Source organism: Micromonospora sagamiensis, assembly GCF_014680085.1.
Classification (GTDB): domain Bacteria; phylum Actinomycetota; class Actinomycetes; order Mycobacteriales; family Micromonosporaceae; genus Micromonospora; species Micromonospora inyonensis.
Genome location: NZ_AP023438.1, coordinates 3,942,883 through 3,962,714 on the forward strand (window position 1 = coordinate 3,942,883; position 19,832 = coordinate 3,962,714).

Consider the following 19,832-nt stretch of genomic DNA (forward strand, 5'->3'; position numbering starts at 1 on the left):
CTTCGGATCACCTCCCTTCCCGTGTACCGCCACGCTATCCACTTCCCGACGCCGGCGGCAACGGTTTTACGTCACCTGCTGCCGACGCAGGTCAGGACGGGTGCGGGGCAGGGTCGGCGATGCCGATCGGCCCCTCGCGCGGCCCCTCCTCGGACGCCGGCTGCACCGCCAGCGACGGGAAGTCGGCCAGGTCGCCCTCGGGCTCGGCGTCCCACTCCGGGAAGACCAGGTCGCTCTGGAGGTAGAGGCAGAGCAGCTGGGTCAGGTGGCGCAGGCCGTCCAGGTGGGTGCGCTCGTGGCCGTGGGTGGCGTCCACCCCGAAGCCGAGCAGCGCCACCCGGGCGTGCGCGCCCGCCTCGACCGCCGCCGCCACGTCCGAGCGGTAGTAGTCGAAGACGTCCCGGACCAGGTCGACGCCGTGCTCGGCGGCGATCGAGGCGAGGTTGCGGGTCAGGTGGTAGTCGAACGGGCCGACCCCGTCGCCCATCGCCAGGGTCGCCGCGGTCTCCCGGGACTGCTGCCCCGGGGCGACCACCGCCGCGTCCACCGAGACGATCTCCGCGACATCCGGGTCGAGGCCGTGGCTCGCCCCGTGCCCGATCTCCTCGGTGACGGTGACCAGCAGGTGCGCGGAGACCCGGGGCTGGACGCCCGCGTCGACCATCGCCTTGAGCGCGGTCAGCACCGCCGCCACGCCGGCCTTGTCGTCCAGGTGGCGGGACTTGACGAAGCCACTCGGGGTGATCGTCGGGTTGGGCAGGAACGCCACGAAGTCGCCCGCGTCGATGCCGAGCGCCCGCAGCCCGGCGATGTCCTCGACCGGCTCGTCGACCCGGACCTCCACCTGCTCCCAGCCGACGCCCTGGAGGTCGACCGCCTCGTTGTAGCGGTGGCCGCTCGCCTTCAGCGGCAGCACCTGGCCGGTGATCACCCGGTCCAGGTCGTCGGTGAAGATCCGTACGTGGGCGCCCTCGGCGAAGCGGGCGCTGTGCGTACCGATCGACTTCAGCTCCAGCCGGCCGTTCTCCTTCAGCCGCTTCACCATCCCGCCGATCGTGTCGGTGTGCACCACGATCGCCCGGTCCGCCCCGGTGGAGCGGGGGCCGGGCAGGCAGGCGCTCAGTGCGCCCCGCCGGGTCAGCGTGGACGTGATGCCGAGCGCGGAGAGCCGCTCGCCGACGTACTGCTGCACGTGGTCGGTACGCCCCGACGGGCTGGGGATCTCCAGGAGTTCCAGCAGCACCTGCCGCAGGTAGTCCAGGTCGAGCGGAAGCGGGGCGGGACGACGTTCGGTCATGCCGTCGAGGATGCCGTACCCGCCGGGGACCAGAGCCGGTGCGGTGCCCGGGTGCCCGGGAACAGCAGGTCGACGAAGCGCTCGGCGGTCGGTTGGGGCTCGTGGTTGGCCAGTCCCGGCCGCTCGTTCGCCTCGATGAACACGTGTTCCGGCTGGTCCGGGGCGGTGACCAGCAGGTCCAGCCCGGTGACCGGGATGTCCAGCGCCCGGGTGGCGGCCACGCACGCCTCGGCGATCTCCGGGTGCAGGTCGCCGGTCACGTCGTGGATGGTGCCGCCGGTGTGCAGGTTGGCGGTCCGCCGGACGGCGATCATCCTGCCCTCGGGGAGCACGTCGTGCATGCCGTACCCGGCCTCGGCGACCACCTCGCGGGTCATGTCGTCGATCGGGATGCGGGACTCGCCGCCGGTGGCGGCGGCCCGGCGGCGGCTCTGCCGCTCGATCAGCTCGGTGACGTCGTGCACCCCGTCGCCGGTGATCGAGGCGGGCTGGCGGACGGCCGCCGCGACCACCTCGTGGTCGATCACCACCACCCGCAGGTCCGCACCGGCGCGCAGTTCCTCGATCAGCACGTCCGGGCAGTACCGCCGGGCCAGTTCGACGGCCGTGCGCAGCGCCTCCGGGGCCCGCACCCCGACGGTGATGCCGTTGCCCTGCTCACCCCGGGCCGGTTTGACCACCACCGCGCCGATCTCGGCCAGGAACGCCTCGTCCGCGTCGTCCCCGGTGGCCGTCCGGCCACGCGGCACGCTCAGTCCGGCCTCGGTGAGGATCCGCCGGGTCACCCGCTTGTCGTCGCAGCGGCTCATCGCCACCGCCGAGGTCAGCTCGGAGAGCGACTCGCGGGTCAGGATGGTCCGCCCGCCGCTGGTCAGCCGCAGCTCGCCCCAGGCCGGGTCGGTCACCTCCACCCGGATTCCCCGGCGCATCGCCTCGTCGGCGACGATCCGGGCGTACGGGTTCAGCTCGTCGTAGCCGGCGGGCAGGGACGGCAGGAAAAGTCGCTCGTTGATCGGGTTCTTCCGCTTCACGCAGAGCGTGGCGGTGCGGTAGAAACCCAGCCGCTCGTAGAGGCGGATCGCCCCGTCGTTCTCCGCCAGCACCGACAGGTCGACGAAGGCCCGACCCCGGTCGGTGAGCCGGGCGGCCAGCTCGGTCAGGAGGGCCTGGCCGGTACCGGGCGGGGCGTGGTTGAAGTCCACGGTCAGGCACCACAGGCTCGCGCCGTTGTCCGGGTCGTCGAAGACCTCGACGTGGTCGACGCCGGTGATCGTGCCGACGATCTCCCCGGTGGCCGACTCGGCGACCAGGTGCAGGAAGGACGGGGTGGCGGCGTTGGCGACCAGCACGTCCACCGGGGCGGTGACCATCCCGTTGCTGGCGTAGATCCGGTTCACCGCGTCGGCGTCCGCCGCGTCGCGGAGCTGGCGGACACGCAGCCCCGGCAGGTCCGCGCCACCGTCGGCGGCCGGCTCGCCACCGATCGGGCCGGGACCGGGGGCCGCGTCCGGGCTCAGCGGCAGCCGGTAGGTCAGCGACGGGTCGATGAACAGCTCGTCGTGCAGCCGGGAGACCAGCACGTGCGGGTCGCGCAGGTAGATGCAGATGTCCCGGGAACCGGCGGCCTCCGAGCGGAGCACGTCGGCGACGTCGGCCGGGTCGCGGAACGTCTGGCCGAAGACCAGCCGCCCCCAGCCGCAGTCGAGCACCACGTCGGTACGACCGGCGGGCGGGACAGCATCCGGGTCGGTCGACCGGCCGGCGGGCTCGCCGGGGGCGACCGGGTCACCGCCCGGCCCGACCCGCTCCCGTCGCCGGGCCATCCGGGCCCGCTGCCCCTCGGTCAGGGCCGCCCCCGTCGCCAGGGTCTCGGTCACGGTCAGGCGATTCCGTGGCTCTGGAGCCACATTTCCAGGAGTCCGAGCTGCCACAGCTTGTTTCCGTTCAACGGGGTGAGTTCGGCGTTCGGGTCGGTGAGGAGGGCGTCGACGTAGTCGGCGCGGAACAGGTCGCGGCGGCGAGCCTCCGGGGCGTGCAGCGCGTCGCGGACCCGGTCGAGGACCTTGCCCTCGAGGTGGGTGAGGCCGGGCACCGGGAAGTAGCCCTTCGGGCGGTCGATGACCTCCCAGGGCAGCACCCGACGGCCGATCTCCTTGAGCACGCCCTTGCCGCCCTGGGCGAGCTTCAGCTCGGGTGGGCAGCTCGCGGCGAGCTCGACGAACTCGTGGTCCAGGAAGGGGACCCGGGCCTCCAGGCCGTGCGCCATCGTCATGTTGTCGACCCGCTTCACCGGATCGTCGGTGAGCATGATCTGGGTGTCGATCCGCAGGCCCGCGTCGACCGCGGTGTCCGCGCCCACCCGGCCCAGGTGCGCGGCCACGAACTCGCGCGCCGGGTCACCGTCGGCCAACCGGTCCGGGTTGACCACCCGGGCCAGTCCGGCCGCGTCCCGGTCGAAGAACGCCTTCGCGTACGTGTCGAGAGCGGCCGCCCGGTCGACGCCGGCCAGCGGCGGGTACCAGTGGTAGCCGCCGAGGATCTCGTCCGCGCCCTGCCCGGACTGGACCACCTTGACGTGCCGGGCGACGGTCTCGCTGAGCAGGTAGAACGCCACGCAGTCGTGGCTGACCATCGGCTCGCTCATCGCCGCCACGGCCGCCTCCAGCGGCGGGACGAGGTCGTTCGTCGCGACCCGGATCTGGTGGTGGTCGGTGTCGAAGGTCTTCGCGATCAGGTCGGAGTAGCGGAACTCGTCGCCCTCCCGGCCGCCGACCGCCTCGAAGCCGATGGAGAAGGTGGCCAGGCCGCGCTGCCCCTGCTCGGCGAGGAGCGCCACCACCAGGCTGGAGTCCAGGCCGCCGGAGAGGAGCACCCCCACCGGCACGTCGGCGACCATGCGTCGCCGGACGGCGGTGGTGAGCGACTCGTGGAGGGCGTCCTGCCAGTCCCGCTCGGACCAGCCGGCCCGGTCCGGGTGGCGGGTGAACGACGGATCCCAGTAGACCCGCTCGGTGACCCGGCCGTCCGGCTCGTACACCCGGACGGTGGCCGGGGGCAGCTTGGCCACGCCGCGCAGGATGGTCCGGGGCGGTGGCACGATGCTGTGGAAGCTCAGGTAGTGCGCGAGCGCGACCGGGTCGACCGTGGTGTCGATCCCGCCACCGGCCAGCAGGGCGGGCAGGGTGCTGGCGAACCGGACCCGGTCGGGGGTCTCGGCCAGGTAGAGCGGCTTGATGCCGAGCCGGTCCCGGGCCAGCACCAGGCGACCGGTGGCCCGTTCGGTGATCGCCACGGCGAACATGCCGACCAGGTGGTCGACGAAGTCGTCGCCCCACTCGGCGTACGCCTTGAGCACCACCTCGGTGTCGCCCGAGGAGAAGAAGACGTGTCCCTTGGCCTGGAGCTCGGCGCGCAGCTCCCGGTAGTTGTAGACGCAGCCGTTGAAGACGCCGGTCAGCCCGGCGGCCGAGTCGACCAGCGGCTGCCCGCTCGCCGCCGACAGGTCGATGATCTTGAGGCGACGGTGGCCCAGGGCGACCGGCCCCTGCGACCAGACGCCGCTGTCGTCGGGGCCCCGGTCGTGCATGGTCGCCGCCATCCGCTCCACCGCCGTGACGTCGGCACGTGAGCCGTCCCGACGAAGCTCCCCAGCCAGTCCGCACATGCCAACCGATGGTGCCAGAGGTGGCAGCGCATCGCCTGTTGAGCTGATAGCCCTTCGGGTGGCCAGTTGCTAGAATGCCGCGCCCCGTGCGGGCTGGAGTGGATCTACGGAGTTTCCGTGTCCCGCAGGGGAGGAGTGACCCTTTTGTGCCCGCGCACTGTTGTGAACAAGACCTCAGCCTGCGTCCGGCGGTCGACAGGTGCCCGCTGAACGTCGAGGAGCGGTCGCCGGGACGGGCACGACGACCAGCTGGGCGTGAACCACGCCGGTCGCCGTACCCCTCCCGTACGTCGTGGGCAGGGCTGCGGTCAGCCGCTGGTGCGGGCCACGCCGACCGGGCAGCTCATCCCGTTGGGGCCGTGGTTGCAGTAGCCGTTCGGGTTCTTCGTCGGGGCGAGGTACTGCTGGTGGTAGTCCTCAGCAAAGAAATAGTCGCCGAGCTGGTCGATCTCCGTGGTGATCTCACCCCGGCCGGCACGGGCCACGATCGGGGCGAACGCGTCCCGGGAGGCCTTCGCGGTGGCGGCCTGCTCGTCGCTGGTGGTGTAGATGGTCGACCGGTACTGGGTGCCGACGTCGTTGCCCTGGCGCATGCCCTGGGTCGGGTCGTGGTTCTCCCAGAAGACCTTGAGCAGGTCCTCGTACGCGATCGTCGTGGGGTCGTAGACCACCTGGACCACCTCGGCGTGCCCGGTACGACCGGAGCAGACCTCCTCGTACGTCGGGTTCGGGGTGTAGCCGCCCGCGTACCCGACGGAGGTGGTGATCACGCCGGGGAGGCCCCAGAACAGGCGCTCCGCGCCCCAGAAGCAGCCCATCCCGAAGACCGCCACCTGCGCGCCCTCGGGGAACGGGCCCTTCAGCGGGGTGCCGAGCACCTCGTGCCGGTCGCTGACCGGCATCGCCAGGGGGCGGCCGGGCAGGGCCTGGTCGGGCGTGATCATTTCGGCCTTCATGCGGCGCAGGAACACGATGACTCCTCTCGTATCTGTCTATCCTGCAACGCCGGCGGGTCCCCCGTCCTTACCCGTTCAGCCGCCGGTCAGGCGATCACGGGCGGTCCAGGCGACGAACCGCTCACCGCGTCGGCGTCGGGCGGGGGGAACATTCGGGTCCGACCTCCTGTCGAGCTGCCCCGTCCGTGCGCCCGCCCGGCCGGAGGGCGGGACACCTGTGCGCCCGCCCCGGCCAGGGCTGCCCCCGCTGACCCCGGCGGGAAAAACCGCTGCCCCGACCAGCCGATCGCTGCCACCATCTCCGCTGATGGAGATCAGGGAGATGGAGCCGGGCACGGACGAGGCGGTGGCGCGGTCGCTGCTGCGGGTGCAGCGGGCCGCGTACGCGGTGGAGGCGGTGCTGATCGGCGACGACCGCATCCCCACGCTGAGGGAGACCCTCGACGAGCTTCGCGCCGCGCCCCTGCGCTGGCTCGTCGCCTTCGCCGATGACGCGGCGACCGAAGACGAGGTGGCCGACCGCGTGGCAACCGATCACACGGCGGCCGACGACGCGGCGGCCGGCGGGTCCGGTGGAGGTCGCCTGGTCGGCGCGGTGGCCTGGACGGAGGACGCGGCGACGGTCGACATCGACCGGCTCGTGGTCGACCCGGCCGTCCACCGGCGCGGCGTCGGCCGGATGCTGGTCGGTGAGGTGCTGACCCGGGCCGGCGGCCGTACCGTGGTCGTCGCCACCGGCCGGGCGAACCGGCCGGCGCGGGCGCTCTACGAGTCGTTCGGCTTCGTGGTGCTCGGTGACGCCGAACCCGTCCCCGGCCTCTGGATCACCCGCTACACCCGACCAGGGCCGGAGGAGAGAGCCGCCGCGACGCGGTCGGCGTAGGACTGCGCCTCGGCGTCGTCGGTGTAACGCGTCCGGGGCCAGAAGAAGCCGCGCAACCCGTCCCCCTTCGTCCGGGGCACCACGTGGGTGTGCAGGTGCGGCACCGACTGGGAGACCCGGTTGTTCATCGCCACGAAGGTGCCGTCCGCGCCCAGCCCGGCCTCGACCGCCACGGCGAGCCGGCGGACCAGCCCGAAGTACCCGGCGATGGACTCCGCCGGCAGGTCGGCCAGGGTCACCAGGTGGGCCCGGGGCGCCACCAGCACGTGCCCCCGGAACACCGGCCGGGTGTCCAGGAACGCCACCCCGTCCGCCTCGTCGGTGACCCGGAACGCCGGTACCGTACCGGCCACGATGCCGCAGAACACGCACCCGCTCATCCGGGCAGGCTAATGCCTCACGTGGCCGCCGGGCCGGGCCGCGCGGCGCACTTCACGGATCGCGTATCGGCCGGGGCACTAGCCTGTCGGGAATGAACCACGGTTTCGAGACGCTCGCGATCCACGCCGGCCAGGACCCGGAGGCCCGCACCGGCGCGGTGATCCCACCGATCTATCAGACCAGCACCTACGCCCAGGACGCCGTCGGTGCGCCCCGGCTGGGTTACGAGTACAGCCGGTCCGGCAACCCGACCCGCGACGCCCTCCAGGAGTGCCTCGCCGCGCTCGAGGGCGGCCCGGTCGGCCTCGCCTTCGCCAGCGGCCTGGCTGCCGAGGACACCGTGCTGCGGACCGTCTGCAAGCCGGGCGACCACGTGGTCATCCCGGACGACGCGTACGGCGGCACGTACCGGCTCTTCGCGAAGGTCGCCGAGCGCTGGGGGCTGGCGTACACCCCGGCGAAGGTCTCCGACCCGGACGCCGTACGGGCGGCGATCCGCCCCGGCAGCACGAAGATCGTCTGGGTGGAGACGCCGACCAACCCGCTGCTCGGCATCGCCGACATCGCCGCGCTGGCCGGGGTCGCGCACGACGCCGGGGCGCTGCTGGTGGTCGACAACACCTTCGCCTCGCCGTACCTCCAGCAGCCCATCGCGCACGGCGCGGACGTGGTGGTGCACTCCACCACCAAGTACGTCGGCGGTCACTCCGACGTGGTCGGTGGCGCCCTCGTCGCGGCCGACCGGGAGCTGGGCGAGCAGCTGCGCTACCACCAGAACGCGATGGGCGCGGTCAACGGCCCGTTCGACGCCTGGCTCACCCTGCGCGGCGTCAAGACCCTCGGCGTCCGGATGGACCGGCACTGCGACAACGCCGAGCGGATCGCCGCCTATCTGGACGGGCACGCGAAGGTGGCCGAGGTGATCTACCCCGGCCTGCCGTCGCACCCCGGCCACGAGGTGGCCGCCAAGCAGATGCGCCGGTTCGGCGGCATGATCTCCTTCCGGGCCACCGGTGGCGAGGAGCACGCGGTCGAGATCTGCAACCGCGCCCGGCTCTTCGTCCTCGCCGAGTCCCTCGGCGGGGTGGAATCCCTGATCGAGCACCCGGGCCGGATGACACACGCAAGTGCCGCCGGCTCGCCGCTTGAAGTTCCCGGCGATCTCGTGCGACTGTCTGTCGGCATCGAGACGGTCGACGACCTGCTCGCCGATCTGGAGCAGGCGCTGGGCTGACCGCTGGCTGGGGAGGGTGGCCGTGCAGGACATCATGCCGACCTGGGTCGGGGCGACCGCGAAGCAGATCGCCCGGGGCGTACGCCGGGGGGACGTCTCGGCGACCCAGGTGGTCGCCGACCACCTCGACCACATCGCCCGGGCCGACGCCGACCTCGCCGCGTTCCGCACGGTACGCGGCGGGGAGGCGATCACCGAGGCGGAGAAGGTCGACGAGCAGGAGGACCTGGCGAACCTGCCGCTGGCCGGGGTGCCGGTCGCGGTCAAGGAGAACACGCCGGTCGCCGGCCTGCCCACCTGGCGGGGCTCGGCCGCCGTGCGTACCCCGGTCGCGGAGAGCGACCACGAGGTGGTCCGCCGGCTGCGCGGCGCGGGCGCGGTCATCCTCGGCGTCACCCGGATGCCGGAACTCGGGTTGTGGGCGGTGACCGACGACGAGACGGCCGTCACCCGCAACCCGTGGGACCCGGGCCGGACGCCGGGTGGCTCGTCCGGCGGTGCCGCCGCGGCGGTGGCCGCCGGACTGGTGCCGATCGCGCACGCCAACGACGGTCTCGGCTCGATCCGCATCCCGGCGGCCTGCTGCGGCCTGGTCGGGCTCAAGCCCGGTCGGGGTGTGGTGCCCTGGCAGCTCGGCGCGGAGGACTGGTTCGGGCTGGCCGAGCACGGCATGCTGACCACCACGGTCGCCGACGCGGCGGTGGGCTTCCAGGTGCTCGCCGGCCGTCCCCAGGAGAAGCTGGTGCCCCCGCAGCGGCTGCGGGTGGGTGTCTCGCTGCGCTCGCCGGTGCGCGGTATCGCCGCCGACCACCCCAACCGGGACGCGGTGGCCGCCGCCGGCCGGCTGCTCGCCGCCGCCGGCCACGACACCGTGCCGGCCGACCCGGTGTACCCGACCGCGCTCGGGCTCAAGGGCGTCGCGACCTGGCTCGCCGCCGCCGCCGTCGACGTCCGGGCCGGTGGCCTGGAACGCCGGCACCTCCAGCGGCGCAGCCGGCGGCACGTCGCCCTGGGGGAGTGGGCGCAGCGCCGGGGATACGTCCGCCAGGCCGACCGGGACGCCTGGCGCGAACGGTCGATCGGCTTCTTCACCGACCACTCGGTCGACCTGCTGCTCACCCCCGCGCTGGCCAGCGCGCCGCCGGCAGCGCAGACCTGGTCGGGCCGGTCCTGGCGGTCGAACATGAGCACCAGCATCCGGTACGCCCCGTACGCCGCGCCGTGGAACATCGCCGGCCTGCCGGCGCTGGTGGTGCCGGTCGGGCGGCGTCCCGACGGCCTGCCGGTGGCGGTGCAGCTGGTCGGCCCGCCCGGCTCCGAGCTGCTGCTGCTCGGTGTGGCCGGGCAGTTCGAGATGCAGGCGCCCTGGGCGCGGCATGCCCCCGGGTACCCGCGCGTCGGGACGGGATCGCCGGCCGCCGCGTAGTCGTCCAGTGTGGGCCGGCCCCGACAACGGGCCGGGGCCACCGTCCGCGATGCCGTCCCCAGGAGCAGGTGGCACCATCAGGGCATGACGGAGCTGGTCGGCCTCGCCGACGTCCAGGCAGCGCGGGAACTGCTGGCCGGGGTCACCCGGGCCACCCCGATGGAGCCCTCCCGCCCGCTCACCGCCGCGCTGGGCGGGCCCATCTGGCTCAAGTGCGAGCACCTGCAACGCGCCGGGTCGTACAAGGTGCGGGGCGCGTACGTGCGGATCGCCCGGCTCAGCGCGGCGGAGCGGGCCCGGGGCGTGGTCGCCGCCAGCGCCGGCAACCACGCGCAGGGCGTGGCGCTCGCCGCCGGCCTGCTCGGCACCACCGCCACCGTCTTCATGCCGGTGAACGCGCCGCTGCCCAAGGTGGCGGCGACCAAGGGGTACGGCGCGCAGGTGCAGCTCGTCGGCGCGACCGTGGACGAGTCCCTGGTGGCGGCACAGACCTTCGCCGAGCGGACCGGGGCGGTGTTCATCCACCCCTTCGACCACCCGGACGTGATCGCCGGGCAGGGCACGGTGGCGCTGGAGATCCTGGAGCAGTGCCCGGAGGTGGGGACCATCGTCACCGGCGTGGGCGGGGGTGGCCTGGTCTCCGGGATCGCCGTGGTGGCCCGCGCGCTCCGTCCCGACGTACGGGTGGTCGGGGTGCAGGCGGCCGGGGCGGCGGCGTTCCCGCCCTCGCTGGCGGCCGGGGAGCCGGTGCGCCTGCCGGCGTTCAGCACCATCGCCGACGGCATCGCGGTCGGCCGTCCCGGTGACCTCACCTTCACCCACGTGCACAAGCTCGTCGACGAGGTGGTCACGGTGGGCGACGAGGACATCTCCCGGGCGCTGCTGATGCTGCTGGAACGGAACAAGCAGGTGGTGGAGCCGGCCGGTGCGGTCGGGGTGGCGGCACTGCTCGCCGGTGCGGTCGAGGTGGGCGCGCCGACGGTGGCGGTGCTATCCGGCGGGAACATCGACCCGCTGCTGATGCTGCGGGTGATCGAGCGCGGCCTCGCCGCAGCCGGTCGCTTCCTGCGGATCACCGTCCGGTGCGTGGACCGCCCCGGGCAGCTGGCCTCCCTGCTGACCCAGATCGCCGAACACCGCGCCAACGTGGTGGACGTGGTGCACCAGCGGGTCCACCCGCACCTGCGACTCGGCGAGGTGGAGGTGGCGCTCTCGGTGGAGACCCGGGGCGCCGACCACTCCGACACGCTGATCAGTGCCCTGCGGGCCAACGGCTACCAGGTCTTCGCCGCCCCGGAGGCGTGAAGCTGGGCAGACGTGGCGTGCGCCGCCTCGGGGGCGGGCGTGGAAACCGTCGGGGCGTGCGGCCCGTGTGGGCCACACGCCCCGGTGGACGGTGTGGGGGAGGGTCGGTCAGCCGGTGAACGGCTCGAACGAGACGACGGTCACCTTGATGTCCGCGCCGCTGGGCGCGGTGTAGGTGACGGCCTGCCCGGAGCGCGCGCCCAGGATGGCCCTCCCGAGGGCCGACTCCGGGCTGTAGACGGTCAGCTCCGTGGTGGACGCGATCTCCCGCGAGCCGAGCAGGAAGGTCTCGCTGTCGTCGGCGTCGTCGTCGAAGTAGATCGTCACGACCATGCCGGGCGTCACCACGTCGGCGCTGGGTGCCTCACCGACCTGGGCGGTGCGCAGGAACTCCTGGAGATAGCGGATGCGCCCCTCCTGCTTGCCCTGCTCCTCGCGGGCGGCGTGGTAGCCACCGTTCTCCCGCAGGTCGCCCTCCTCGCGCCGGGCGTTGATCTCCGCAGCCATCGCCGGGCGGTTGGCGATCAGCTCGTCGAGTTCGGCCTTCAGGCGGTCGTACGCGTCCTGGGACAGCCAGGTGGCGGGCGCCTCGTTGCCAGTGGTGGACACAGGCGTTCTCCTCGATTGTGCGTGGCTGGCTGACAGGTGAACTACCAAGTTACCAGTGCCGCACCCGGCTCCGGGGCGACGAATACCGCCGGTGACCGCCCGGTGCCGCTGCGTGGAAGCGTTTCCGCAGCTCAGGACGATGGTCGGCAGCGCACGACCTCGCCGATGAACGGGCGGGCGGACGTGGCCAGCCGGTGCCGGGTGGTGATGCTCCGCTCGTCGCCCGGGGCGGTCACCGTCACCTGTTCGCGGGCCACCTCCGCGCCGTCGACGTCGCGGGCCCGCAGCAGGCAGACCGCCGACCCACCGGGCGGCACGGTGACCCGGAACGCCACCACCACCTGGTTGTCGGTGATGTCGGTGTAGGTGATCACCTGGGCGTCGTAGGTCGGGTCGCCGTACTGCTGGTAGAGGCGGAACGTGACCAGTCCGGAGGCGGCGAGCGCGACCGCCAGCAGCACCGCGGTCAGCCACGGGCGACGCCGGCCGGGATTCCGGCGCCGACCGTACCGGCCGGGCGGGAATACCGGTGCACCCGGTGTAGTTGTGGCGTGCGTCTCGGTCACCGGTGGGCATCTCCTGGCATCGTCGTCACAGGCTTCGGGAAGAATGGGCCTGGTCCATCCTCTCAGCCCGTCCACGCTGCGATGTTGGCAGGTCAGTGCCCATGCTGACAGGTCGGCAGCCGGTCACCGGGGCTGGTGGAGATATCGGCAGCTCACCCGCCCGGTCCGTGGGGTCCGGTGTCGGGCACAGACGAGGAGTGCGGCTTTGGCAGAGCAACTGCGTCTCATGGCCGTCCACGCCCATCCCGACGACGAGTCGAGCAAGGGCGCCGCGACCACGGCCAAGTACGTCGCCGAGGGGGTGGACGTGCTGATCGTGACGTGTACCGGAGGGGAACGCGGAAGCGTGTTGAACCCCAAGCTGGACCGGCCGGAGGTCTGGGCCAACATCGGCGAGGTCCGGCGGGCCGAGATGGACGCGGCGCGGGCTATCCTCGGTGTCGAGCAGGCCTGGCTGGGCTTCGTGGACTCGGGGCTGCCCGAGGGCGACCCGCTGCCGCCGTTGCCGGAGGGGTGCTTCGCCCTCGAGGACGTCGAGGTGGCGGCCGGCGCGCTGGTCCGGCTGATGCGCGAGTTCAAGCCGCACGTGGTGACCACGTACGACGAGGACGGCGGGTACCCGCACCCCGACCACATCATGTGCCACAAGATCAGCGTCGCGGCCTTCGAGGCGGCCGGTGACCCGGAGCGCTACCCGGACCTCGGCGACCCCTGGCAGCCGCTGAAGCTCTACTACGACATGGGCTTCTCCAAGAGCAAGGTCACCGCCCTGCACGAGGCGATGGTCGAGGCCGGCCTGGAGTCCCCGTACGCGCAGTGGCTGGAGCGCTGGGAGGACCGGGAGGACAAGGGCCCCCGGGTCACCACCCGGGTCGAGTGCGCGGACTACTTCCCGGTCCGCGACGACGCGCTGCGTGCCCACGCCACCCAGGTCGACCCGGACGGGTTCTGGTTCCACGTCCCGATGGACCTGCAACGCCGCGCCTGGCCGACCGAGGACTTCATCCTGGCCCGTTCCCTGGTCGACAGCGCGCTGCCCGAGTCGGACCTTTTCGCCGGGGTACGGGAGAGGGCCCATGCCTGTTGACCGTTCGTGGGGCTACCCTGGTCGTAGTCCGCAGACCGGAGGAAACCCATGCTGACCGCCGCGCAGGTGCTCGCCCAGAACAACTTCGGGGACACCCGTACCGGTGGTCTCGCCGGCCCGATGGGCCTGTTCCTCATCCTGATCCTCGGCGCCGCCACCGTGCTGCTGATCCGCAACATGAACGCCCGCCTGCGGCGCCTGCCGGACCGGTTCCCGGACCAGGGAGCGTCGACGGACGTCGCGAAGAGCGAGGCAGTCGTTGATCCGACAGAACGGTCCACGTCACAGTAGAAACCCGACGAACGCTCAGCGCGGGTGCCAGCAGCACCGCAAGGCGTTCTTCCGGGCATGATCCGGGTCAAACGGGGGCGTCGCCCCCTGTTGCGGTCCCCCGGTTTGGCTTAGCCTTCCGCCGGGGGACCATCAGCCCCCGAGCCGTGCGCGGGAGGGGGGCGCCAGTGACCAGGACAGCACCGGCTGCCCGCCGACGGGCCGGAGAGCGGCCGGACGGAGCAGCACCGTGATCTCCGATCCGGGCCGCCGGGCGCCGGACCGGCTCGGCCTCCGGGACACCCCGACCCGGGTCCGCCTGCTCATCGGTGTGCTCCTGCTGGCCGCGCTGACCGCCGCCGTGGCCGGGTTCGCCGTCCCCGCCCGGCTCTCCCCGGACGACTCGCTGCCCCCGCTGGCCCGGTTCGGCATCGCCGTCGTGGTGTTCGGCACCGCCCAGCTGGCCCGGCTCCGGTTCCGGGCCGTCGCCGGGATGGTCAGCATCACCTGGGGCGAGGCCGCCCTGATCGCCTCCCTGTACCTGGCCCCGGCCGGCTGGCTCCCGGCGGCCGCGCTGGTCGGCACGACGGTCACCTGGGGTCTGCTGTCGCTGCTGACCGACCGGCGTTCCATCGTGGACCTCGTCCGGATAGTGGCCACCGTCACCACCGCCACCGCCACCGCCGTGGTGGTCACCACCGCTCTCGGGCAGCCGTTCCTCGCCCCGCCCACCCCGAGCCTCGCCCTCGCCCTGCTCGCCGGTGCGGCCACGTACCTGCTGGCCAGCGCCGCGCTCGGCGGCCTCGCCCTCGCCCTGCGGCACGACACCACCGTCGCCCCGCCGCTGCTCGCGGCGCTTCGCGGCAAGCTGCTGATGTTCGTCGGCAACGTCGTGATCGGACTGCTGGTCATCGCGCTGATCCGCCTCGACCCGCGCTGGCTGCTGCTCCTGCCGCCACCGTGCTGGCTGCTCCAGCAGACCTACCGGCACCGGCTGCGCGCCGAGGACGAACGCCGCACGTGGCGGACGCTCGCCGAGACCACCGGGACGCTCAACCAGCTCGACGAGCGGAGCGTGGCCACGGCTGCGGTCACCGGTGGGCTCACCCTCTTCCGGGCCGAACTGGTCGACGTGCACGTGGTCCGGGACGACGGCCGGTGGCGACGGTACCGGGGGGACGTCGGCGGCCGGGTGACCGAGCGGGACGGTGCCGCGCCGGAGCCCGCGTCGGCCACCGGGCACGAGCTGGCCCGTACTCTCGCCGTCGGCGCGACCCGCGTCGGCGAGCTGCGGATCCGCCTCGCCGGTTCGACCGGACCGACCGACTCCGAACAGGACGCCTTCACCGCCTTCGCCGACGCGCTGGCCGCCGCGCTGCACGACGCGGCGACCCACCGGGAGCTGCGTCGGATCACCGCGCGGTCGTCGTACGACGCGGTGCACGACCCGCTCACCGGACTGGTCAACCGGGCCGCCCTGCTCTCTGGGGGTGACGAGGCGTTGCGGCAGCTCGCGCACGGTCAGCCGGTGGCGTTGCTGCTGCTGGACGTCAACCACTTCAAGGAGGTCAACGACACGCTCGGGCACGGTGCCGGCGACCACCTGCTCCAACTGACCGCGAACCGGCTGGGTTCCCTGGTCCGCCCCGGTGACCTGCTCGGTCGGCTCGGCGGCGACGAGTTCGCGCTGCTGACGACCGCCCTACCGGTGGTGGACCACGGCAGTGCCCCGATGGCGTACGCGCTGCGCCGGGCCCGGGAGATCGTGGAGCGGCTCGCCGCGCCGGCCGAGGTGGCCGGGGTGCGGATGTCGACCGAGGTGTCGGTCGGGGTGGTGGTGGCCGGCGCCGGCACCGCCGACCTGGCCGAGCTGCTGCGCCGGGCCGATATCGCGATGTACCAGGCGAAGAAGGGCGGTGGAAGCGTCGCCCCGTACGACAGCTCCCGGGACGACGCCAGCACCGACCAGTTGACCCTGCTGGCCGAACTGCGCGAGGCGCTGGCCGTCGACGACCAGCTCCACCTCGCCCTGCAACCGGCGGTCGACCTGGCCACCGGCGCGCCGACCGGAGTGGAGGCGCTGGTCCGCTGGCTGCACCCGCGCCGGGGTCTGCTCACCCCCGCCGACTTCATCGGCCCGGTCGAGCACAGTGAACAGCTCGGCGCCTTCACCCGGTACGTGTTGGACAAGGCGCTGGCCATCGCCGCCGACTGGGCCCGGGACGGGTTGGACGTGCCGATCTCGGTGAACCTCTCGGCGCGCAGTCTGCTCGATCCCCGCCTCCCCGCCGAGATCGCCGAGGCGCTGCGCCGGCACGACGTGCCACCACGCCGGCTCGTCCTGGAGATCACCGAGACGGTGGTGATGAGCGAGCTGGAGGTGATCGACGAGGTTCTCGCCGCGCTGCGCGGGATGGGCGTGCAGATCGCCGTGGACGACTTCGGCACCGGTTTCTCGTCGCTGACCTTCCTGACCCGGGTGCCGGTCGACGAGCTGAAGGTCGACCGCTCCTTCGTGATCCGGATGGCCGACTCACCGGAGGCGGCGGCGATCGTCCGGACCACCGTCGGGCTCGCCCACGAGCTGGGGCTACGGGTGGTCGCCGAGGGGGTGGAGACCGCCGAGCAGCGGCTCGCCCTGGCCGAGCTGGGCTGCACCGCCGCCCAGGGCTACCACTTCTTCAAGCCGATGCCCGCCGACAAGATCTCCACGGTGCTCGGCTCGCTGCTGGACAACGCCACCGCGAACGTCTTCCCGCTCCGCGCCGACGGGGCCTCCTGAGGGGTTCCTCGGCTCCTCGTTGTCGCGCCAGCAGGCGTGGCTGCGGCGTGTCCCACAGCTGACGCGACAACGATCGCTTCGCCCCGCTTCGGGTCAGCCCCGGTCGAGGACGTCGTCGACGACCTCGGGGATGGCGGCCCAGTCGGCGGAGGCGACGCTGGCGTGCCGCGCGGCCAGTTCGGCGACGCGGGCGCGGGCGGCGACCGGGTCGGTGTCGCCCACGGCGGGCGGGACGTTCTGCGCGTCGGTCATCACCAGCAGGTAGTGGTTGTTGTCGTACCAGGAGGTGTCGATCCCGCCGGTGACGTACGCCGTGGCGTCCCCGTCGAAGATCACGAACCAGGGGCGCAGGGTGGTGTCGGCGTACCGGGTGCGGGGGTCGCCGGCCTGGGCCTTGTGCACGGCCGGGAACGCCTGGGCGCTGGCCAGGGTGCCGGCGGCGGCCAGCGCGTTGAGGTGGCGGGCGTACTCGATGTCGGTCCACAGGGTGTCGGTCGGATTGCCCTGCTCGACCGTGCCGGGGATCAGGTGGACGATCACCCGGCCGGCGAGCTGCTGCCGGGTCGGCCAGGCGTCGGCTCGGGCGGCGGCGTCCAGCGAGGCGTGTCCGCCGCGCAGCTCGGCGGGGCGGTAGACCCGGCTGCCCAGCCGGGCGGCGAGCACCGCGTCGAGCTGCACCGGCCCCTGCCCGGTACGGCTGCTGAAGCCGGTCTTCAGTTCCAGCTTCAGGTGCAGCGGGCCGGCGTCCGGGTGGGCGGCCAGCCAGAGCCGGATGTTGTCCAGGCAGTGTTCGAGGTTCTTGTTCCGGGTGCCGGTGTAGAGCTGGTCGGCGCTGGTCGCGGCGACGCAGTTGTTGGCGTTGCCGAGCGGGTTGGAGTGGCTGACCCGCCACTGCCTGGTGATGATGTCCGGCCAGACGTCCAGCTCGATCATGCCGGGCCGGGCGTCGAGCGCCTGCGCCAGGTAGGTGTACGTGTCCTGCTCGTACGCGTTGTGGGTGCCGACGGTGGTGGCGGCCGAGACCCGGGTGGTCGGGTCGGCGGCGGTGGCGGGGGAGCCGGTGACGAGCAGCGTCGCGACCAGGGCGACGGACGTGAGCACCGACCGGGGACGGGATCCGCGCATGCGTGCCTCCTTGGGGGAGACCGGCGACGGTCGCCGGGCATGCACTGATGAAAGTCGATGAATGTGTCCCAGGGGAAGCCCCCGGACCACCCCGACCGACTCGCGGAGACCCGCGGTCGCGGTCCCAGGTGGGGCGTTCCTCCGAGGACGGGGACGTCGGGCCGCCGGTCGCTGGCTATGGTCGTCCGGTGAACCGACTCGCCGAAGCCACCAGTCCCTACCTCCTCCAGCACGCCGGCAACCCGGTCGACTGGTGGCCCTGGTGCGACGAGGCGTTCGCCGAGGCGAAACGGCGGGACGTGCCGGTGCTCGTCTCGGTCGGCTACTCGGCCTGCCACTGGTGCCACGTCATGGCCCACGAGTCGTTCGAGGACGAGACCGTCGGCCGCCTGCTCAACGAGGGCTTCGTGGCGATCAAGGTGGACCGCGAGGAGCGCCCGGACGTCGACGCGGTCTACATGACCGCCACCCAGGCGATGACCGGGCAGGGCGGCTGGCCGATGACGGTCTTCGCCACGCCGGACGGCACCCCGTTCTTCTGCGGCACCTACTTCCCCCGGCCGAACTTCCTCCGGCTGCTCGAATCGGTCGGCACCGCCTGGCGGGAGCAGCGCGACGCCGTACTCCGGCAGGGGGCCGCGGTGGTCGAGGCGATCGGCGGCGCCCAGGCCGTCGGCGGCCCCACCACCCCGCTCACCGCCGACCTGCTCGACGCCGCCGCCGACCAGCTCGCCCAGGAGTACGACGCCACGAACGGCGGCTTCGGCGGCGCGCCGAAGTTCCCGCCGCACATGAACCTGCTCTTCCTGCTCCGGCACCACCAGCGCACCGGCTCCCGGCAGTCGCTGGAGATCGTCCGGCACACCTGTGAGGCGATGGCCCGGGGCGGCCTCCACGACCAGCTCGCCGGCGGATTCGCCCGGTACTCGGTGGACGGGCACTGGACCGTGCCGCACTTCGAGAAGATGCTCTACGACAACGCCCTGCTGCTGCGGGCGTACACCCAGCTCTGGCGACTCACCGACGACCCGCTCGCCGCCCGGGTGGCCCGGGACGTCGCCCGGTTCCTCGCCGACGAACTGCACCGGCCCGGCGAGGGGTTCGCCTCCGCGCTCGACGCGGACACCGACGGCGTCGAGGGACTCACCTACGTCTGGACGCCGGCCCAACTGGTCGAGGTGCTCGGCGAGGACGACGGCCGCTTCGCCGCCGACCTGTTCGGGGTCACGTCCGCCGGCACCTTCGAGGGCGGCACGAGCGTGCTGCGGCTGGCCCGCGACGTCGACGACGCCGACCCGGCGGTACGCGCCCGCTGGCAGGACGTGGTCCGCCGGCTGCTCGCCGCCCGGGACACCCGACCCCAGCCCACCCGCGACGACAAGGTGGTGGCCGCCTGGAACGGCCTCGCGATCACCGCGATCGCGGAGTTCGTCCGCCTGGTCGAGACCCGGGGCGCCAGCGGTGCGGACGGGGAGGACAACCTGCTGGAGGGCGTGACCATCGTCGCCGACGGCGCGATGCGGGACGCGGCCGAGCACCTCGCCGGCGTACACCTCGTCGACGGCCGGCTGCGCCGGGTCTCCCGCGACGGCGTGGTCGGCCAGCCGGCCGGTGTGCTGGAGGACTACGGCTGCGTGGCCGAGGCGTTCTGCGCGATGCACCAGCTCACCGGCGAAGGACGATGGCTGGAGCTGGCCGGGCAGTTGCTGGACACCGCGCTGGCCCGGTTCGCCGCGCCCGGCGGCGGCTTCTACGACACCGCCGACGACGCCGAGCGCCTGGTCACCAGGCCCGCCGACCCGACCGACAACGCCACCCCCTCCGGCCGGTCGGCGATCGTCGCGGCGCTGGTCGACTACGCCGCGCTGACCGGCGAGACCCGCTACCGGGAGGCGGCCGAGGCCGCGCTGGCGACCGTCGCCCCGCTGGTCGGCCGGCACGCCCGGTTCACCGGGTACGCGGCAGGCGTCGGCGAGGCGCTGCTCTCCGGGCCGTACGAGATCGCCGTGGTCACCGACGACCCGGCCGGGGACCCGCTGGTCGCCGCCGCGTACCGGCACGCCCCGCCCGGGGCGGTGGTCGTCGCCGGCCGACCGGACCAGCCCGGAGTGCCGTTGCTCGCCGACCGGCCGATGCTCGACGGCCGTGCCACCGCCTACGTCTGCCGGGGCTTCGTCTGCCAACGCCCGGTGACCACCGTCGACGACCTCGTGACCCAACTCACCCGACCAGCCCGGTAGCCCGCCC

At 73.1% G+C, this 19,832-nt stretch carries 16 protein-coding genes; 8 read left to right on the top strand and 8 right to left on the bottom strand.

Annotation, left to right across the window (positions count from 1 at the left end; genetic code table 11):
* Positions 1-91: 91 nt before the first annotated feature.
* The 4 genes from IGA62_RS17455 to msrA form a co-directional block, all read right to left on the bottom strand.
* Positions 92-1,297: an osmoprotectant NAGGN system M42 family peptidase gene (locus tag IGA62_RS17455; protein WP_145819867.1), complete on the bottom strand. Its 1,206-nt coding sequence runs from the start codon at positions 1,295-1,297 to the stop codon at positions 92-94.
* On the bottom strand, positions 1,294-3,174 hold the full coding sequence (gene ngg, locus IGA62_RS17460; RefSeq protein WP_145819865.1) for an N-acetylglutaminylglutamine synthetase: 1,881 nt from the start codon (positions 3,172-3,174) through the stop codon (positions 1,294-1,296). The genes IGA62_RS17455 and ngg overlap by 4 nt, the downstream gene beginning before the upstream one ends.
* 2 nt (positions 3,175-3,176) lie before the next feature.
* Positions 3,177-4,961: an N-acetylglutaminylglutamine amidotransferase gene (locus IGA62_RS17465; RefSeq protein ID WP_145819863.1), complete on the bottom strand. Its 1,785-nt coding sequence runs from the start codon at positions 4,959-4,961 to the stop codon at positions 3,177-3,179.
* Between the two features lie 308 nt (positions 4,962-5,269).
* Positions 5,270-5,932 (bottom strand): peptide-methionine (S)-S-oxide reductase MsrA, encoded by a 663-nt coding sequence (gene msrA, locus IGA62_RS17470; RefSeq protein ID WP_145819861.1) that lies wholly within the window; start codon positions 5,930-5,932, stop codon positions 5,270-5,272.
* Between the two features lie 292 nt (positions 5,933-6,224).
* On the opposite strand from msrA, the gene IGA62_RS17475 reads away from it, so the two are divergent.
* Complete coding sequence (locus IGA62_RS17475; protein ID WP_186500037.1) at positions 6,225-6,800, top strand: GNAT family N-acetyltransferase; 576 nt, start codon at positions 6,225-6,227, stop codon at positions 6,798-6,800.
* Here IGA62_RS17475 and IGA62_RS17480 read toward each other — a convergent pair.
* The gene (locus IGA62_RS17480; RefSeq protein WP_145819857.1) at positions 6,749-7,180 is read right to left on the bottom strand and encodes an HIT family protein; all 432 of its coding nucleotides are present in this window, start codon (positions 7,178-7,180) and stop codon (positions 6,749-6,751) included. The two genes, IGA62_RS17475 and IGA62_RS17480, sit on opposite strands and share 52 nt — an antisense overlap.
* Positions 7,181-7,272: 92 nt before the next feature.
* Here IGA62_RS17480 and IGA62_RS17485 point away from each other — a divergent pair, with 92 nt between their 5' ends.
* From IGA62_RS17485 to ilvA, 3 genes are all read left to right on the top strand, one after another.
* Positions 7,273-8,415, top strand: a complete 1,143-nt coding sequence (locus IGA62_RS17485; RefSeq protein ID WP_145819855.1) for a cystathionine gamma-synthase — start codon at positions 7,273-7,275, stop codon at positions 8,413-8,415.
* 16 nt (positions 8,416-8,431) lie between these two features.
* Positions 8,432-9,841, top strand: a complete 1,410-nt coding sequence (locus tag IGA62_RS17490; protein ID WP_145819853.1) for an amidase — start codon at positions 8,432-8,434, stop codon at positions 9,839-9,841.
* An 84-nt stretch (positions 9,842-9,925) separates the two neighbouring features.
* Positions 9,926-11,146 carry a threonine ammonia-lyase gene (ilvA, locus tag IGA62_RS17495; RefSeq protein WP_145819851.1) on the top strand — a complete coding sequence of 407 codons (1,221 nt, stop codon included), beginning with the start codon at positions 9,926-9,928 and terminating at the stop codon, positions 11,144-11,146.
* 108 nt (positions 11,147-11,254) lie between these two features.
* On the opposite strand, the gene greA is transcribed toward ilvA, so the two are convergent.
* Together greA and IGA62_RS17505 are read right to left on the bottom strand one after the other, a co-directional pair.
* Complete coding sequence (gene greA / locus IGA62_RS17500) at positions 11,255-11,755, bottom strand: transcription elongation factor GreA (RefSeq protein ID WP_091457378.1); 501 nt, start codon at positions 11,753-11,755, stop codon at positions 11,255-11,257.
* Between the two features lie 131 nt (positions 11,756-11,886).
* The gene (locus IGA62_RS17505) at positions 11,887-12,321 is read right to left on the bottom strand and encodes a DUF4307 domain-containing protein (protein WP_145819848.1); all 435 of its coding nucleotides are present in this window, start codon (positions 12,319-12,321) and stop codon (positions 11,887-11,889) included.
* Positions 12,322-12,526: 205 nt separating this feature from the next.
* Here IGA62_RS17505 and mca point away from each other — a divergent pair, with 205 nt between their 5' ends.
* The 3 genes from mca to IGA62_RS17520 all read left to right on the top strand — a co-directional run bounded on the left by mca (position 12,527) and on the right by IGA62_RS17520 (position 16,460).
* A complete protein-coding gene (mca, locus tag IGA62_RS17510) occupies positions 12,527-13,408 on the top strand; it encodes a mycothiol conjugate amidase Mca (protein WP_145819846.1) in 882 nt (293 codons plus the stop codon).
* A 48-nt stretch (positions 13,409-13,456) separates the two neighbouring features.
* Positions 13,457-13,699 carry a hypothetical protein gene (locus tag IGA62_RS17515; RefSeq protein WP_145819844.1) on the top strand — a complete coding sequence of 81 codons (243 nt, stop codon included), beginning with the start codon at positions 13,457-13,459 and terminating at the stop codon, positions 13,697-13,699.
* Between the two features lie 229 nt (positions 13,700-13,928).
* A complete protein-coding gene (locus IGA62_RS17520; RefSeq protein ID WP_145819842.1) occupies positions 13,929-16,460 on the top strand; it encodes a putative bifunctional diguanylate cyclase/phosphodiesterase in 2,532 nt (843 codons plus the stop codon).
* Positions 16,461-16,553: 93 nt separating this feature from the next.
* On the opposite strand, the gene IGA62_RS17525 is transcribed toward IGA62_RS17520, so the two are convergent.
* Positions 16,554-17,585: a phosphatidylinositol-specific phospholipase C domain-containing protein gene (locus IGA62_RS17525; RefSeq protein WP_145819840.1), complete on the bottom strand. Its 1,032-nt coding sequence runs from the start codon at positions 17,583-17,585 to the stop codon at positions 16,554-16,556.
* 188 nt (positions 17,586-17,773) lie between these two features.
* Between IGA62_RS17525 and IGA62_RS17530 the strand changes: the two genes are divergently transcribed.
* Entirely contained in the window at positions 17,774-19,825 is a 2,052-nt protein-coding gene (locus IGA62_RS17530; RefSeq protein WP_145819838.1) for a thioredoxin domain-containing protein, read from the top strand.
* Positions 19,826-19,832: the final 7 nt, after the last annotated feature.